The 17,681-nt window shown below is 37.8% G+C and carries 17 protein-coding genes; 15 read left to right on the plus strand and 2 right to left on the minus strand.

The annotated features are described in order from the left end of the window. Nucleotides 1-3: 3 nt before the first annotated feature. Genes rsgA through spoVM form a run of 4 tightly spaced genes read left to right on the plus strand, consistent with a single transcriptional unit; the run spans nt 4 to nt 2,326 of the window. Nucleotides 4-888 carry a ribosome small subunit-dependent GTPase A gene (rsgA, locus tag MKY46_RS05080; protein WP_036124921.1) on the plus strand — a complete coding sequence of 295 codons (885 nt, stop codon included), beginning with the start codon at nt 4-6 and terminating at the stop codon, nt 886-888. 2 nt (nt 889-890) lie between these two features. Then, on the plus strand, nt 891-1,559 hold the full coding sequence (gene rpe, locus MKY46_RS05085; RefSeq protein WP_340833811.1) for a ribulose-phosphate 3-epimerase: 669 nt from the start codon (nt 891-893) through the stop codon (nt 1,557-1,559). Continuing rightward, nucleotides 1,556-2,206 (plus strand): thiamine diphosphokinase, encoded by a 651-nt coding sequence (locus MKY46_RS05090; RefSeq protein ID WP_036124829.1) that lies wholly within the window; start codon nt 1,556-1,558, stop codon nt 2,204-2,206. Before rpe ends, MKY46_RS05090 begins: the two co-directional genes overlap by 4 nt. A gap of 18 nt (nt 2,207-2,224) precedes the next feature. Next, complete coding sequence (gene spoVM / locus MKY46_RS05095) at nt 2,225-2,326, plus strand: stage V sporulation protein SpoVM (protein WP_099805045.1); 102 nt, start codon at nt 2,225-2,227, stop codon at nt 2,324-2,326. A 97-nt stretch (nt 2,327-2,423) separates the two neighbouring features. On the opposite strand, the gene rpmB is transcribed toward spoVM, so the two are convergent. Next, the gene (gene rpmB, locus MKY46_RS05100; RefSeq protein ID WP_004227417.1) at nt 2,424-2,612 is read right to left on the minus strand and encodes a 50S ribosomal protein L28; all 189 of its coding nucleotides are present in this window, start codon (nt 2,610-2,612) and stop codon (nt 2,424-2,426) included. Nucleotides 2,613-2,797: 185 nt separating this feature from the next. Continuing rightward, complete coding sequence (locus tag MKY46_RS05105) at nt 2,798-3,541, minus strand: IclR family transcriptional regulator (RefSeq protein ID WP_036124840.1); 744 nt, start codon at nt 3,539-3,541, stop codon at nt 2,798-2,800. A gap of 267 nt (nt 3,542-3,808) precedes the next feature. Here MKY46_RS05105 and MKY46_RS05110 point away from each other — a divergent pair, with 267 nt between their 5' ends. The 11 genes from MKY46_RS05110 to recG all read left to right on the plus strand — a co-directional run bounded on the left by MKY46_RS05110 (nt 3,809) and on the right by recG (nt 17,579). Continuing rightward, nucleotides 3,809-4,681, plus strand: coding sequence for a dimethylarginine dimethylaminohydrolase family protein (locus tag MKY46_RS05110; RefSeq protein WP_036124826.1), 873 nt, complete (start codon nt 3,809-3,811; stop codon nt 4,679-4,681). A 14-nt stretch (nt 4,682-4,695) separates the two neighbouring features. Continuing rightward, nucleotides 4,696-5,457 (plus strand): dimethylarginine dimethylaminohydrolase family protein, encoded by a 762-nt coding sequence (locus MKY46_RS05115; protein WP_036124824.1) that lies wholly within the window; start codon nt 4,696-4,698, stop codon nt 5,455-5,457. A gap of 101 nt (nt 5,458-5,558) precedes the next feature. Then, entirely contained in the window at nt 5,559-6,980 is a 1,422-nt protein-coding gene (locus MKY46_RS05120; RefSeq protein ID WP_036124822.1) for an amino acid permease, read from the plus strand. Between the two features lie 38 nt (nt 6,981-7,018). Next, entirely contained in the window at nt 7,019-8,623 is a 1,605-nt protein-coding gene (locus tag MKY46_RS05125) for a M20/M25/M40 family metallo-hydrolase (protein ID WP_036124820.1), read from the plus strand. Between the two features lie 171 nt (nt 8,624-8,794). Next, nucleotides 8,795-10,000 (plus strand): GGDEF domain-containing protein, encoded by a 1,206-nt coding sequence (locus MKY46_RS05130; protein WP_036124817.1) that lies wholly within the window; start codon nt 8,795-8,797, stop codon nt 9,998-10,000. A gap of 108 nt (nt 10,001-10,108) precedes the next feature. Further along, the gene (locus MKY46_RS05135) at nt 10,109-10,468 is read left to right on the plus strand and encodes an Asp23/Gls24 family envelope stress response protein (protein ID WP_004269431.1); all 360 of its coding nucleotides are present in this window, start codon (nt 10,109-10,111) and stop codon (nt 10,466-10,468) included. Nucleotides 10,469-10,486: 18 nt separating this feature from the next. Continuing rightward, on the plus strand, nt 10,487-12,136 hold the full coding sequence (locus tag MKY46_RS05140; protein ID WP_036124816.1) for a DAK2 domain-containing protein: 1,650 nt from the start codon (nt 10,487-10,489) through the stop codon (nt 12,134-12,136). Nucleotides 12,137-12,487: 351 nt separating this feature from the next. Further along, the gene (sdaAB, locus tag MKY46_RS05145; protein ID WP_036124814.1) at nt 12,488-13,150 is read left to right on the plus strand and encodes an L-serine ammonia-lyase, iron-sulfur-dependent subunit beta; all 663 of its coding nucleotides are present in this window, start codon (nt 12,488-12,490) and stop codon (nt 13,148-13,150) included. A 15-nt stretch (nt 13,151-13,165) separates the two neighbouring features. After that, a complete protein-coding gene (sdaAA, locus tag MKY46_RS05150; RefSeq protein WP_036124812.1) occupies nt 13,166-14,074 on the plus strand; it encodes an L-serine ammonia-lyase, iron-sulfur-dependent, subunit alpha in 909 nt (302 codons plus the stop codon). A gap of 164 nt (nt 14,075-14,238) precedes the next feature. Then, entirely contained in the window at nt 14,239-15,390 is a 1,152-nt protein-coding gene (locus MKY46_RS05155; RefSeq protein WP_036124809.1) for a M20 metallopeptidase family protein, read from the plus strand. A gap of 143 nt (nt 15,391-15,533) precedes the next feature. Next, nucleotides 15,534-17,579 carry an ATP-dependent DNA helicase RecG gene (gene recG / locus MKY46_RS05160; RefSeq protein ID WP_036124807.1) on the plus strand — a complete coding sequence of 682 codons (2,046 nt, stop codon included), beginning with the start codon at nt 15,534-15,536 and terminating at the stop codon, nt 17,577-17,579. The last annotated feature ends 102 nt before the right edge of the window (nt 17,580-17,681 follow it).

Below are 17,681 nucleotides of genomic sequence, written 5' to 3' on the forward strand. Positions count from 1 at the left end.
TGGATGGCGCAAGGCCAAATAAGAAAAGCATTAAGCGGTTATTATTATGTTTATGATGGTCATCAACTTATTCAATGTCGAGGACGTGGGGTCTTTCGCAATCGCGGAGAATCCCCGCTTGTTGGTGATATTGTAGAATATTCAACGGAAACAGAAGGATCGGATGGTACCATTCAAAAGATTTTGGAGCGTCAAAATGAATTAGTTCGTCCGCCAATTGCCAATATTGATCAAGGTATTTTAGTATTTTCCGTAAAAGAACCTAATTTCAATACCATTTTATTGGATCGCTTTTTAGTTGTTTTAGAATCATTCCATGTACATCCTATTATTTGTTTAACAAAAATGGATTTGCTGGAAAATGATAAACGTGAGGAATTACAGCAATATATCGTCGATTATCAAAACATGGGCTATACGGTTTTACAAACCTATAAAGATGAAGAAGAATTAGTTGAACGCCTACAGCCTATTTTAAAAGGAAAAACCACTGTATTAGCAGGTCAATCTGGTGTTGGAAAATCAACTTTGCTGAATACACTAATTCCTGAATTAAACTTAAAAACAGGCATCATTTCGCAAAGCTTAGGGCGAGGAAAACATACTACTCGTCATGTCGAGCTTATTGAGGTCTGTGATGGTTTATTGGCAGATACTCCTGGATTCAGTTCTTTTGATTTTGATGAAATTGATAAAGAGGAATTAGGCGCATGTTTTCCTGAAATGGTCAGAGTGGCGGATGATTGTAAATTTAGAGGCTGTTTACACTTGAAAGAACCAAAATGTGCAGTAAAGGCAGCAGTAGAAACGGGAGAAATTCGTGACTACCGCTACAAGCATTATGAACAATTTATGCAAGAAATTATGGATCGAAAGCCGAGGTATTAATGATGATACAAATAGCACCATCAATTTTAGCAGCAAATTTTGCAAAATTAGGGGAAGAAGTAAAAGAAGTAGAGCAAGCAGGTGCAACACTGATTCATATTGATGTCATGGATGGTCACTTTGTACCGAATATTTCATTTGGCTCAATCGTATTGGATGCTATCCGTCCATTAACGAATTTACCGTTAGATGTACATTTAATGATTGAAAATCCAGATCAGTATATTGAACAATTTGCAAAAGCTGGTGCAGATTATATTACAGTGCATGTTGAAGCATGTCGTCATTTACACCGAACAATACAATTAATTCGTTCTTATGGTGTAAAGGCTGGCGTAGTATTAAATCCACATACACCAATAGAGTCGATTCAACACATTTTAGAAGATATCGATATGGTATTGTTGATGACTGTTAATCCAGGCTTCGGTGGACAAAAATTTATTCATTCTGTTGTACCTAAAATTGAAGCATTATTGGCAATTATTAAAGAGCGGGGTCTAGAGATTGCCATTGAAATTGATGGTGGTATTACTGCTGAAACGATTGTTCCATGTGCACAGGCTGGAGCGACGATTTTTGTGGCAGGATCAGCTATTTATAGTAAAGAAGATCGAACAGCTGCACTCCAAGAGATTTTAGCGGCTGGTGAGGCAGCGATTAAGAGATGACGATAGTCGTTGTTTGTGCAGGTGGTCCAAAACAAGAGCTTTGCTCATTTTCATCGTTTCAACAACAGGATGTAGTATTTATTGGAGCAGATCGTGGTGCTTTATATTTACTGGAGCATGGGATTACCCCTCATGCCATTGTTGGTGATTTTGATTCCTTAACAAATGAGGAATATCAATTTGTGATGGCACAAACCAATGACCAACAACGTTTTCAGGAAGAGAAAAATGAAACAGACACGGATTTAGCTTTGCTTAAAGCCTATACTTATGCACCTCAAGAAATTGTCCTAACAGGTGTTACAGGTGGGCGCTTAGATCATTATGAGGCAGCGGTTCGTTCCATTTATCGACTCCAAAAAGAGCATCCTCAAGTTGAGCTGAAGATTATTAATCATGCAAATATGTTGCAATTTTTATTACCTGGTACGCATACTATTTTTGCAGATGATCGATACCGATACTTGTCTTTTTTTGCTCATGAGGAACCGATTCAAAATGTGACATTACGGCAAGTAAAATATGAAACAACGAATGAGGAAATCTCTTTAGGAACATCACGATTTACAAGTAATGAAATAATAGGAACTTCAGGGTCTATATCTTTCTCGCATGGCATATGTTTAATGATAAGAAGCATAGATTAGCGTAAGGGGGAGAGAGTCCTGAAAGTATATACGTTCCAGCTGCCGAAATTCGTGAGTAGTATCACGCGTACGTGTATTAACCTATTTAAAAAAGATAAGAAAGTAAAAAAATCCGACTAATGTTAGTCGGATTTTTTTACGTTAAGTATATTGAATACTGTAAAAAGAAAAAAATCGATTTGCGCCCAATGCGAAATCGATTTTTTAGAAGCGGCGATTAAACGCGCTCGATTTTACCTGATTTTAATGCACGAGCAGAAACCCATACACGTTTTGGTTTACCGTCAACTAAGATACGAACTTTTTGAAGGTTAGCACCCCAAGTACGTTTGTTAGCGTTCATAGCGTGGGAACGGTTGTTACCAGTACGAGCTTTACGTCCAGTGATTACACATTGTTTTGGCATGTTGTATTCCCTCCTTACTGTTGATGCTGAAAGATTATTATTTCAGTTCGGTATTTCACATACCATAATAATTTAACATACGATGGCGTTCAGTGCAATAGTTTTCACATATCCTTTCAAGAAAAAAACCTTTACAGGCAAAAATCAGTTAGTAAAAGAAAGGAAACTTAAGAAAAGAAGTATTACTACCCTTTTCCACGATAACCAAGTTTTGTCGATACACGTTTACCAGTATCAACTAAGCGCTCAATTAATGTATTAATATGATCTTGAGAGACATTAAAATTCACAAAGCCGATGCTCACTGCACCTATCACTTCTCCAAAACCATCTTGTACAGATACCGCAATGGAGGAAGTACCAGCAGTTCGTTCTCCATGACTTATTGCATAGCCCTGCTGTCGGATGTTTTGAAGTTGTCCTTCTAATTCAGCAATTTCGTCTTTCGTTATTAGCTGTTCCAAAATTTCTTTTGACTGAGTGTCAGGCATAGAAGCAAGAATGGCTTTATTGGCTGCGCCGATATGCATAGGTATGCGAATGCCAAGTTGGTCATAAATACGAATCGGATTTGCAGCACTGTCTATTCTTTCTATAATAATTGTATCTAAACCAGCGGGCTTACTTAAATAGACACTTTCTTCAACTTCTCTTGCTAAGCGTTCTAATTCAGGTCTAATTTTACTAATATAATCCATCGTGTCATATACCTGTAAGCCAAGTTCCATCCATATTGTTCCGAGGCGATAATGCTTAGTCTGCTCATCCTGTTCAATCATACCTTGTTTAATCATGGCTTTTAAAATTCTATGTAAAGTACTTAGTGGTAAATTGCATTTTGTAGAAAGCTCTGAAATAGACAAGCTACGGTCATTTGCTTCAGATGCTAAAACCTTCGCAATCGTCATAGCTCGCTCTAATAATTGCATTTGTCCCACCTCCCTTCCTCCTATTTTATTTTTATTCTCCAATTACGTCTAGTTCCAATATTTTCGAGCGAATAGATGTCTATACAAAGATGTGTAAAATGAATCCTCGTACAATTGTTTTTCAATGGATAAATCAAATTTAGATTAAAGGAAAAATAAAAAGTTTTCTAAATATATTGACAGTATAGCATAAAACGAATATATTTTTCATATAAACTTTCCTCTTAACGGAAACGTTTTCCACTACACGGAAAAGGGGTGAAGGGAATGCATTATTGTTCATCAATGTATGCACCTTTGAAACACGTTATAGTAAAACATCCGAAAGATGCTTTCCGAAGCCAGGCACATCTTAGCGATGAATGGAAAACATTTAACTATTTATCTGAGCCTAACTATGAAGAAGCGCTAAGAGAATATGCTGAATTTATTAGGATTCTTGAAAAGTATGTTGATACGATTGATTATTTGCCTGCTAATGATGAAGTAGGGTTAGATTCGCTTTATGCACATGATCCAGTTAAATTCACACCAAATGGCGCCATTATACTGAAATCTGGCAAAAAATTGAGACAGCCAGAAGCAGCAGTATATAAGGCCTTTTTACAGGAGAAAGGTATTCCAATCATTGGGGAACTAACAGGAGAGGCGGTATCAGATGGTGGAGATCTTGTTTGGTTAGATGATCGAACACTCGTTGTAGGTAGAGGTTATCGTACAAATGATGAAGCTATCCATCAATTAAAGGAAATGACAGCGGATATGGTGGATGAGTTTATTGTTGTGCAGCTACCCCATGACTTAGGTGAAGCTGAGTGTTTACATTTAATGTCTTTCATAAGTATGGTAGATCGAGATTTAGCTGTTGTACATTCACGTTTAATGCCAGTATTTTTCCGACAACTGCTTATCGAGCGAGGTATCCAATTAATAGAAGTACCGAAGGATGAGTATGATGCACTGGGCTGTAATGTCTTGGCGCTTGCACCAAGAGTGTGCGTTATTCCTGAAGGGAACAAAGTAACAAAACAACAGCTACTTGATGCTGGTGCAACAGTGTTTGAATATAAAGGTGATGAAATTACTGTTAAAGGAACAGGTGGGCCAACATGCCTAACTTGTCCAGTAGTAAGAGGATAAAGGAGACGAAAATTATGTTTAAAAATGTTATTGTTAAAAATCCAGGAAATAGTTTTGTAAACGGTTTAACAACTAGTGATTTAGGTAAACCCATTTTAGAAAAATTGTTTGAACAGCATGAAAAGTATATAGATGCTTTGAAAAAATGTGGCGTTGAGGTTACACAATTACCAGCAAATGAAGCATTCCCAGATTCAACATTTGTAGAAGATACGGCAGTATTAACATCTGAATTTGCTATTATCTCAAACCCTGGAGCAGCTGCTCGTAATCGTGAAATCGAAGATATTGAACCAGCAGTGAAACCATTCTTTGAAAAAATTTACTATATTAAAGGCTCTGGAACGCTTGATGGTGGAGATGTATTACAAGCAGAGAAGAAATTTTACGTAGGGATCTCAGACCGTACAAATGAAGAAGGCGCACAGCAATTTAAAAAAATTGTTGAGCAAGAAGGCTATGAAGCGACTATTATTCCATTAAAAGAGTTCTTCCATTTAAAAACAGGGGTTGCCTATGTTGGGGATAATCGTATGGTGGTAGCTGGTGAGTTTGTCGATCACCCTGCATTTGAATCTTATGATAAAATCGTGATTCCTAAAGAAGATGAATATTCTGCTAACTGTATTCAAGTAAATGATTATATTATTATTCCAGCTGGCTACCCAGAAACAAATCGTAAATTACAAAATCTTGGCTATCAAACTATTGAACTTGAGATGTCTGAGTTTAGAAAACACGATGGTGGCTTAAGCTGTTTATCATTACGTTTTTAAGACATGCTAACATTGCCCAATCAATTTAAAAGGGAAAATTGATTGGGTACTTTTATTCTTTGATTATCTGAATATTTACACTATATGGGAAGTAGGGATGGATGTTGAATAAAGGGGATCAGCTTCACAACAATCAATTAAATCGATCGATGAAAAGCCGTCACTTATTAATGCTTTCACTTGGGGGTGTTATTGGAACGGGCTTATTTTTAAATGTTGGCTATACCATTAATCAAGCAGGACCAGGTGGTGCTCTAATTGGTTACTTGTTTGGTGGCCTAATTTTGTTTATGGTCATGAACTGTCTTGGGGAATTGGCTGTTTATATGCCAGTTACAGGCTCCTTCCAGACATACGCTACACGTTTCATTAGTCCTTCAGCTGGTTTTTCATTAGGCTGGATGTATTTTGTCGGGTCTGCCGCCACAGCTGGTGTTGAATTTACAGCTGCTGGGATTTTAATGCAACATTGGTTTCCGACTGTACCGATATGGATTTGGTGTGCTGTGTTTATGGTTCTTTTATTTGTCTTAAATGCTTTAACAACAAAGGGCTTCGCTGAAGCAGAGTTCTGGTTTGCTAGTATCAAAGTTGTTGCAGTCATAGCATTTATCATTATAGGTGGTGCGGCCATTTTCGGATTAATTCCATTAGCAGATCGTCCAACGCCACATCTGACAAATTTAGCACCTACTGGTTTATTCCCAGCAGGTATTTCTATTATTTTTGTCACAATGATGAATGTTATTTTCTCTTATCAGGGATCAGAGCTTGTTGGTATTGCAGCAGGTGAAACCGAGAACCCTGAAAAAAATATTCCAAGAGCGATTCGTACTATTCTTTTTAGAATTATAGTCTTTTATATTGCCTCCATTATTGTATTATCGGCGATATTCCCAGCATCAGAGCTTGGTCTTGTAGAAAGTCCATTTGTAACGTTGATGAATATAGCAGGTGTTCCATATGCAGCTAGTATCATGAATTTTGTTATATTAACGGCTATTTTATCAGTCGGCAATTCATGTCTGTATGCGTCAACACGTTTATTATTCTCTATGTCACAAGAGGGAATGGCACCTAAGTTATTTGGTCGATTGACTAAAAATAAAGTGCCGTTAAATGCGCTCATTTTTACAATGGCTTTCTCACTATTATCCTTATTAACAAGTGTAATGGAAGCAGATGCAGTATTTGTGTTACTCATGTCGGTGGCCGGAATCTCTGTCACAATCTCATGGATGGGGATTTGTGCTTCTCAACTAATGTTCCGCTATCGTTATGTAAAGTCGGGAGGAAATTTGGCTGATTTAAAATTTAAAACACCTCTATTTCCTTTAATACCTGTATTTTGTATTATCTTTTGTGTATTTATTTTAGTATTTTTAGCGTTTGATCCAACGCAAAGAATCGGTTTACTTTACGGGATTGGCTTCTTTATTGCCTGTATGATTTTTTATCAATTGAAATTAAAAAATGCAACAACGACAGATAGTAAAAGTGAAGAGTCACTAGAAATTCGTTAACCAAAAATTTAACGAATTGAGGCTAAAGGAGAGTTTGTATGAATAATTATATGTGGAATACACCTGAAAAACTGCGAGCATTGCTATGTGAAATTGTCAGTTGGGAAAGCAGGACATTGACAAAGGGTGAAAATGACTTTGCCTATAAATTAAAAGATAAATTGTTAACGCTTCCATATTTTGAAAAACATCCAGAGCTTATTGAATTACATGATGCAGGGCTTGGAAGAAATGCTGTTACGGCATTTTATAAGCACCCAACAGCAACAGAAACAGTGGTGTTAATCAGTCACTTCGATACAGTGCATACGGAGGAATATGGAGAACTAGAGCCATTAGCTTTTTATCCAGAGGAATTAACAAAAAAACTGATGGAGTCTAAATACAAAGAAGATTTACCAGAAGCGGCTAGAATTGATTTGGAGTCAGGTAATTATTTATTTGGTCGTGGCACAATGGATATGAAAATGGGACTTGCTTTACATATGCAGCTCATTGAAAAGGCAAGCTTTGAACAATGGCCAATTAATTTGATTTTAACTACTGTACCTGATGAGGAAGTAAACTCTGCTGGAATGCGAGCTGCTGTTGTGGAGCTTGTGAGACTTCGTGAACAACATGGGCTAACCTATAAATTATTTTTAAATAGTGAACCTTCCTTTTCGCAAGGGCCATCTGATACAAATGAATATATTTATTCAGGTACTATAGGGAAAATAATGCCAGCTGCTTTATTTTATGGCAAAGAGACGCATGTTGGCGAACCTTTAAAGGGCATGACCGCTAACTTTATTGCTTCTTATATGACACAGTACATGGAGTGGAATCCTCTTTTCCGTGAAACAGATTTGGGAGAAAGTACGCCACTGCCAGTTTCTTTACAATTAAAAGATTTAAAAATGGAGTATTCTACACAAACACCATATCGTGCGGCTGCACTTTACAATGTATTTTTATTAAAACGTACAGCTGCAGAAGTAATGGCTATCTTTGAACAAGTGGCATTACAAGCCATGGCTGCTTGTAATGAGCAATACCAAAAAGTTTGCACTCGAGAAAAAGTACAAGGGGTAGGGAATGTACAGGTCTTGCGATATGAGGCATTGTTGGAGCATGCTATCCATAAATTGGGTGAGGAGGAAGTGCGAACGATCAAACAGCAAGTTCTTCAGCATCACGCATGGGACGATCGTGAAAAATCTATACGTATTGTTGATCAGCTCATGATTCGTTGTCAGGAATTAGCACCAGCAACAGTTTTGCTATATGCACCACCTTATTATCCAGCAATTAATTCATCCAATCATCCACTTGTTATTCAATCGATTGAATTGATGAAGAAAACGGCTCAAACATTTGCTATTGAGGTGGAGCAGATTCATTATTTTAACGGGATTTGTGATTTAAGTTATGTTAACTACACAGATGATTCAAACGAGTGGTTAGCATTCGAACGTAACACACCTGTATGGGGAGATACGTATAGTATTCCGTTTAAAGAGATGTCTGCATTACAGGGGCCTGTATTAAATGTCGGTCCCTTTGGCAAAGATGCACACCAAAAAACAGAAAGACTGCATGTGGATAGTGCCTTTAAAGAAATGCCTGTTATGATCGACAAGCTTATTAAAAGTCTTTTTTAGTCAAATAAATTTTAAAATATTGAACTGAATATAATATAAACAAAGTTGATGCTATAAAAGTATCAACTTTTTTATTTATCAAAAAAATTTCGACCTACTTGTATTTTTCATTCTTTAGACGATACATATAGAACATTATATAACTGAAAGCGGACAATAGGAGCGAGTATTATGAAAAATCAAGAAAAAATAGGTTTTTCTATTCGCAAAGAAATGGTTCAGTCGAATTTAAAAGGGATGAGAACAGTTGCTTGGTCACTTATGTATGTATCGGCTATTATTTCCCTTATTCATTATGGAGAGGTTTTCTTTGTCAAAGCAGAAAGAGCCATGGTCCCCGTCTATATTGCCATTCATATCGCCATGTTTTATATAGATATAGCCGTATTGTTATTTGTTAGGGAAAAACGAATTCACATTACCTCTGTTAATATACAAAAGTATGAACACCTAGTTGTTATTTATATTTACACGATTATGCTATTGATTACGGCAATTTCGGTAATGGATGTTTATTTCTTTCATCATGCAGCATTATATGAGGTGATTTTAATCATTATTTGTACGGTATTTGCATTACCTTTACGAAAAATTAGTTGGATTATTTTACTTTCTGCACCAGCAATTATTGCGAGTACGTATTTGAGTGTTGGCATGTCCAGTGACAATATTAAAGTCATATTACCGATGTCTCTTTTAATTCCGATTGGTATCATAATTCAATATCAGGCCTACAAGGTTCGGAAACAAATAACTACACAGCATATTTTATTGGATGAAGAAATGACCAAAACGAAACAATTATCAGAGCTGTTAGCTGTTAAAAATAAAGCGTTAGCAGAGCAAGCACTAAAAGATCCTTTAACGAATCTGCCAAATCGTCGAGCATTTAATCAGCAATTGACTAAAATAGGACATCAGCTTCATCAACCACAAACATTAACGGTAATGATGATTGATATTGATTATTTTAAAAAGTTTAATGATTACTATGGACATATACAGGGTGACGCGGTCATTGTTAAAGTAGCCTCCTTATTGGCGGAAATTGCAGAGAAGTATCAGGCGTTTGTTGCTCGTTGGGGTGGAGAAGAATTTATTATGATTAGTCAGCATACTGAGAAGTTTGCTGAGCCTATATGTGAAGAAATTTTAAAGGAAGTGCGTGACTTAAAGATTCCACATAGGCAATCAGATATTGTTCGATACGTAACGGTTAGTATTGGAATGTGTCATGCTAACCTGACAATGCATGAGCATTTACAAACATGCTGTGATATTGCTGACCAAGCGTTATATTTAGCTAAGCAGAACGGACGAAATAACTATTTTCGTAAAATGGCAATTTTTTACGGAAAGGAAAATGCGTCTATTTGAAGTCAGAAAACGTTGCTATAAAGCCTTTCTATACTGCCTTAGGTTGCTTAAATTATAACGAAAGTGTTACAATATACTTTAGTCAAAAAGAGCCAAGGAGGCATTCCTATGTCAATTGAATTAAACAATGAATTCGGCCAAATTGATATTTCAACAGATGTACTTGCACAAATTGCTGGTGGTGCTGCTGTAGAATGCTACGGTATTGTTGGCATGGCATCTAAACATCAAATTCGTGATGGTCTAACTGATATTTTACGTAAAGAAAACTTCGCAAAAGGTGTTGTTATTCGACAACAGGACGACGATTTACATATAGATATGTACATTATTGTTAGTTACGGGACAAAAATTTCGGAAGTTGCTTACCAAGTGCAATCGAAAGTGAAATATACAGTAGATAAAACATTAGGTATGAGCGTAAAATCTGTCAATATCTTTGTACAGGGCGTTCGTGTAGCGAATTAAGAGGAGGAACTAAATCGAATGCAGTCTTTAGACGGTATAAAGTTTGCTGAAATGGTACAAATGGGTGCGCATCATCTATACCAAAATGCAAATTATGTAGATTCATTAAATGTATTCCCAGTACCGGACGGTGATACAGGGACTAATATGAACTTATCGATGACATCTGGCGCAAAGGAAACAGAACTTGCCGCTTCAGAACATATTGGTAAAACAGCACAGGCATTATCAAAAGGTCTTTTAATGGGTGCGCGCGGAAATTCAGGCGTTATTCTATCGCAATTATTCCGAGGCTTTGGGAAGTTTATTGAAAAAGAAGCAACCATTGATGCAAAAGGCTTTGCAGCGGCTTTCCAAGCGGGTGTTGATACAGCTTATAAAGCTGTTATGAAACCTGTGGAAGGAACTATTTTAACAGTAGCACGTGAGGCGGCAAAAAAAGGTGTAGAAGTGGCAGAAACTGAAACCGATATCATTGCCGTGATGGAAGCTTTTATAGCAGAAGCAAAGGCTTCATTAGATCGCACACCTGAATTGCTACCTGTTTTAAAAGAGGTCGGTGTTGTGGATAGTGGTGGTCAGGGCTTACTATTTGTGTATGAAGGGTTTCTAGCCTCTTTAAAAGGTGAGCCTCTTCCAGAGAAAAATGATGCGACCTTAGATGATTTAATCAATGCAGAGCATCATAGAGTACAGGATTTCATGAATACTGAAGATATTGAATTTGGCTATTGTACTGAAATAATGGTGCGTTTAGAAGAAGGGAAAGAACCTTTCGATGAGGAGCATTTCCGTAATGAATTAAATCCTTTGGGGGATTCTTTGCTTGTGATCTCCGATGAAGAAATTGCGAAAGTTCATATCCATTCTGAGCAACCAGGTTCTGTTTTATCAATCGGACAAAAATACGGTAGTCTTATTAAAATAAAAGTTGATAATATGCGTGAGCAGCATTCAGCGATTGTTGGTGAGGAGCATAAAGCACCAACGACTGCCAAAAAAGTAGAAAAACATCCGTATGCTATCGTAACGATTGCGATGGGTGAGGGTGTGGCAGAATTATTGCGCTCTATCGGTGCTTCATATGTCATTGAAGGTGGTCAAACAATGAACCCTTCAACTGAAGATATCGTTAAAGCCGTACAAGAAATCGGTGCAGAAAAAGTATTAATCTTACCGAATAATAAAAATATCGTTATGGCAGCAGAGCAAGCGGTTGAACTATTAGAGATTGACGCAGCGGTTGTTCCTACGAAGACGATTCCACAAGGGATGGCAGCGATTTTAGCGTTTAACCCTGAAGCAGCTGTTGATCTAAATAAAAAGACAATGTCCGATGCATTTGCTAATGTGAAGACAGGTCAAGTAACCTATGCAGTGCGTGATACATCTATTGATGGTGTGGAAATCCGTAAAGATGATTTTATGGCATTAGCAGAAGGTAAAATTGTCCTTTCTACACCAGCATTAAAGGATGCAGCAGAAAAGGTAATCACAGATTTAGTCGATGAAGATGCTGAGATAGTTACAGTGATCTATGGCGAAGATACAACTGAACAGGCTGCTTCAGCATTAGCAGCTTTCATTGAAGAGAACTATCCAGATGTAGAAGTTGAATTATTTGATGGTAAACAAGGGTTATATCCATATATTATTTCAGTAGAATAATTACATGCTACTTTGCTATTCCGTAAAGAAAGCAGTGCACAAAACGTGTACTGCTTTTGTTTATGCTACAAAGAGGAGGATGTATAATATTTAGTAAAAACGTGCTAAATATGAACAGCTAGATGTACGTGTCCAGAGGATAAAAAATTTGGAATTATTGGAATATCAACTGTTTTATTGATGTGTATATATGGTGTGGACAAAAAATAAGCCTATATAGTTACTATAAATTATAGTAGTGGTAATTTTCTGAAAGTTGATAAATTAAATGCTTTACTTTTATAGTAGCTATCAAGCATGATATAAGTAAAAATAAATATTATTATATGAATAGAATAGAGGGGTGTTTGTATGAAGTTTACTTCAGTATTTGATATTATTGGACCAGTCATGATTGGGCCTTCCTCCTCTCATACGGCAGGTGCAGCTCGCATTGGGCGTGTTGCAAGGGATTTATTTGGTAGACAACCTAAATGGGCAAAAATTCATTTATATGGATCATTTGCTGAAACGTATAGAGGACATGGTACAGATGTTGCGATAGTGGGGGGCCTATTAGATTACGATACATTTGATGACCGTATTAAAATAGCATTTGAAGAGGCCGAAAAAGTGGGATTAGAATATGAATTTATTCCCGAAACGGCTAATACGGAGCATCCCAATACAGCTCGGCTTGTCATTGGAGACGATGAAGGGGAAATGTCTGTAGTTGGTATTTCGATTGGTGGCGGAAAAATTGAAATCAGTGAAGTCAATGGTTTTAAGCTACGTTTAACAGGTGGTATGCCAGCAATTCTTGTTGTGCATGATGATCGTGCTGGCTGTATTGCCAATGTAGCCAATTGTTTAGCAATGCATGAAGTCAATATTGGGCATATGGAAGTTTCACGTATAGAACGTGGTTTAACAGCTCTAATGGTGATTGAAATTGATCAAAACATTGAAGATAAGGTGCTACAGCAAATATCTTTAATTCCACATATTACAAAGGTTTCTAAAATTAATAACTAAGGGGGGTGTCCCAAAATGGACGTTTTATTTCATAATGTTCGTGAGCTTGTAGAACGAGCAGAGCAAGAAGGAAAATTAATATCAGAAATCATGATCGAACAGGAAATATTGATTACTGGCAGAACGCGAGAAGAAATCATCCAACAAATGGATCGAAATCTAACCGTGATGGAAGAAGCCATTGAACGAGGATTACAAGGTGTGCAATCAGTAACAGGTTTAACTGGTGGGGACGCCGTATTGCTTCAAAATTATATTGCGCAAGGAAAATCACTATCAGGTGATTTATTATTAGATGCTGTAAGCAAAGCCGTTGCAACAAATGAAGTAAATGCAGCGATGGGAACAATATGTGCAACGCCTACAGCGGGTTCTGCAGGTGTTGTACCAGGAACGCTTTTTGCAGTGAAAAATAAATTAAATCCAACTCGTGAACAAATGATCCGTTATTTATTTACGTCAGGAGCTTTTGGGTTTGTGGTTGCGAATAACGCTTCCATTTCAGGTGCTGCTGGTGGTTGTCAGGCAGAAGTTGGTTCTGCTGCAGGAATGGCTGCTGCTGCCATTGTTGAAATGGCTGGAGGTACGCCACAGCAATGTTCGGAAGCATTTGCCATTACCTTAAAAAATATGCTTGGTCTTGTCTGTGATCCAGTAGCAGGTCTTGTTGAAGTACCATGTGTCAAACGTAATGCCATAGGTGCATCTAACTCGCTAGTAGCGGCAGATATGGCACTTGCAGGTGTAACAAGTCGTATTCCCTGTGATGAAGTAATTGGCGCTATGTATCGCATTGGGCAATCTATGAGTCCAAACCTTAAAGAGACTGCACGAGGTGGTCTTGCGGCAACACCAACTGGTAAGGCTATTAGTAAGGCCATTCTTGAAAATGGTGGCTTACAAAGTATTAAAGCACTTCAATAAAACTGGTGAAACATGCTATCTAAAAAGGTAGCATGTTTTTATATTGGTTTAGTTGCGAATGATTTTAGTATAATAAAATAAGCACCCATTTTGTAAGGGTGGCTTTATCAGACGCTCCATTCCTTTGTAGGAACGCTCAAGGTAAATTAAAAGGAGTTTTTTTAGTGGAAATAACTAATCTACCATTTTTAACAAAACAAGCTATAGAGGATCGTCGTTATCTTCATCAATATCCAGAGCTTTCTGGACAAGAATTTGAAACAAGTCAATTTATTCGTAAACGATTAGAGCAGCTTCAAATTGAAATATTAGAGTATGATTCTCCTAGCGTAGTGGCTATGATTCAAGGGACAAAAGGTAAAAAGACAATAGCTTTACGAGCTGATATAGATGCATTACCAATTGTTGAAGAAGGTGATAAACCCTATATCTCTCAAAAGCCAGGTGTGGCACATATGTGTGGTCATGATGGGCATACAGCGATTTTATTGGCAGTAGCACAATGGATAGCGATGAATAAGGAAAAAATCGAGCCAAATATTATGCTTATTTTCCAATCAGCTGAGGAAATCACACCAAGTGGAGCAGATTTTTTAATTCAAAATAGCGTGCTAGAAGATGTTGATGCTATTTTTGGTATTCATTTATGGCAGGGTTTAGAGAAAGGGAAAATAGGCTTAACACATGGGCCAATGATGGCTTCGGTCGATGATTTTGAAATTGAGATTCAAGGTCATGGTGGACATGGTTCAATGCCTCATGAAACGATTGATCCCATTTATATTGCGAGCCATTTAATGCAAGCCTTTCAGAGTATCATTAGCCGAACAATCAATCCTATTGAGGCTGGCGTTATTACAGTAGGAAATATTCAAGCAGGAACAACGTATAACATTATTCCAGAGACAGCAAAATTAATAGGAACGATTAGGGCATTAACTCCTGAAACAGTAGCTACCATTCAAACGAAGATGGTAAGTTTAACAGAAGGGGTTTGCCATGCTTTTGGGGCGAAAGGGACAATCGATTTTATTATAGGGACGCCTCCCCTTATCAATGATCCTCAGCAATCACGCTTCGTAGAATCTATCGTTTGTGAAAATTTTGGGCAGGATGTATTCGAGCTTGTTGATCCAGTAATGGGGGGCGAGGATTTTTCATATTATCTAAAGCATAAGCCAGGTGCATTTATTTTTGTTGGGATGGGTGGCGAAAAAAGCCAATATCCACATCATCATCCAAAATTTGATTTAGATGAAGATGTCTTTCCTGATGCCATTAAGCTTTTTATTGACATAATTTTGCAATATAAATGACAGACGTTTATAACCCTATCATGCATTGATGGGGTTTTTGCTTATGTGTAGAGGCTGCGAATTAATATATGATACATTAGATAGAGGAAGCTAGGATGGTTACATAAAGAGTACCACTTGAATGAAGGGAGTTGTGGGATAGGATGACTGAATTATTTAGCCATGTCAATGAAGTGAAAGGCATCGGGAAAGAAACAGCAGCACATCTTGAATCACTAGGCATCAATACAGTAGCTGATTTATTATGGACGTTCCCACATCGACATGAAGATTTTCGTTTAAAAGATTTAGCGCAAACACCACATAACGAACGCGTTACAGTTGAGTGCAAGGTAGAACGTGAGCCTACGATATTATTTTTAGGTCGTAATAAATCAAGACTTCAGGTAACAGTTTTGGCAGGACGTCACTTGGTAAAAGTTGTATTTTTCAATCAAGGTTATTTAAAGCAAAAGCTTGTACCGGGTTCCATTATTACCGTGACGGGGAAATGGGATCGTGGTAGACAAGTAATCAATGGTACAACTGTCACATTTGGGCCAAAAACAGATCAAGTAGACTTTGAGCCAGTGTATAGTCTGAAAGGTTTGATTCCGCAAAAAAGATTTCGTAAATATATGCGACAAGTGTTAGATGATTTTGGTGCAGAGCTACCAGAGGCGATTCCATATTATTTACAGGAGTCCTATAAGCTTGTTCCGATACGAGAGGGCTTGGAGGGTATCCATTTTCCGCTGGATGCTGGGCATGCTAAACAAGCAAGAAGACGCTTTGCTTATGAGGAGCTATTAAACTTTCAATTGCGTATACAGGCTTTACGTAAAACGCGGAAAGAGAGTGAGCGTGGCACAATCATTCAATTTGATGTGCATAAACTACGAGCATTTATTGCTTCATTGCCCTATGAATTAACAAATGCTCAAAAACGAGTGGTTAATGAAATTTGTAAAGATTTGAAGGAACCACATCGAATGAATCGTTTGCTGCAAGGCGACGTAGGTTCTGGGAAAACAGTAGTAGCGGCAATCGGTTTATATGCAGCTGTGACAGCTGGCTTTCAAGGAGCCTTAATGGCACCAACTGAAATTTTAGCGGAACAGCACTTGGAGAACTTAAAAGAATGGTTTCAACCCTTTGATGTTCGTGTTGCTTTGTTATCTGGGTCAACTAAAACAAAGGAGCGACGTGGGATTTTAGCAGATTTGGCAAATGGTGATCTTGACATTGTCATTGGCACACATGCGTTAATTCAGCCAGATGTTATATTTCAAAAGCTAGGTTTTGTCATCACAGATGAGCAGCATCGCTTTGGTGTGGAACAACGTCGAATTTTGCGTGATAAAGGGGAGAATCCAGATGTCCTCTTTATGACAGCTACTCCTATACCGCGTACACTTGCTATTACTGCATTTGGGGAAATGGATGTATCGATAATTGATGAAATGCCAGCGGGCCGTAAACAGATTGAAACGCATTGGATGAAAAAAGAGCAACTCGGCTCTGTGATGTCCAAGCTAGAATTGGAGCTAGCGGCTGGAAGACAAGCTTATGCTATTTGTCCACTTATTGAGGAATCTGATAAGCTTGATGTTCAAAATGCTGTAGAAATTTATGAGCAACTAGCCACTTATTTTAAAGATCGTTATCAGGTCGGTTTAATGCATGGACGTTTATCAGCCGATGAAAAAGATGCGGTGATGCGCGATTTTAGTGAAGGAACAATTCAGCTTTTAGTTTCTACAACAGTTGTGGAGGTAGGTGTTAATGTACCGAATGCTACCTTTATGATTGTCTATGATGCTGAGCGCTTTGGCCTAGCGCAATTGCACCAGCTCCGAGGGCGTGTCGGGCGCGGTGAGCACCAGTCATACTGTATTTTACTTGCTGATCCTAAGTCTGATGAAGGGAAAGAGCGTATGCAGTCGATGACGGAAACGAATGATGGTTTCCGTTTAGCCGAAAAAGATTTAGAATTAAGGGGACCAGGGGACTTTTTTGGTAGAAAGCAAAGTGGTTTGCCAGATTTTAAAGTGGCTGATTTAGTACATGATTATCGTATACTCGAGACCGCAAGAAAAGATGCAACAGAGATGCTTGAAACAAAAGCGTTTTGGCAGGATGATGACTATCAATACTTGCGTAAAATGCTAGAAGAGTCTGGTGTATTACAAGGAGAGCGCTTCGATTAGTATTGAGGGCTTATGAGCATAGGAGAATGTGAGTACTTGATTTCAAAACAAGTCTTGCATTCTTTTTTTATACTCTATATACTGATATTAGTACCAAGTGCT

The organism is Lysinibacillus sp. FSL M8-0355, from assembly GCF_038008985.1.
Lineage (GTDB): Bacteria > Bacillota > Bacilli > Bacillales_A > Planococcaceae > Lysinibacillus > Lysinibacillus fusiformis_D.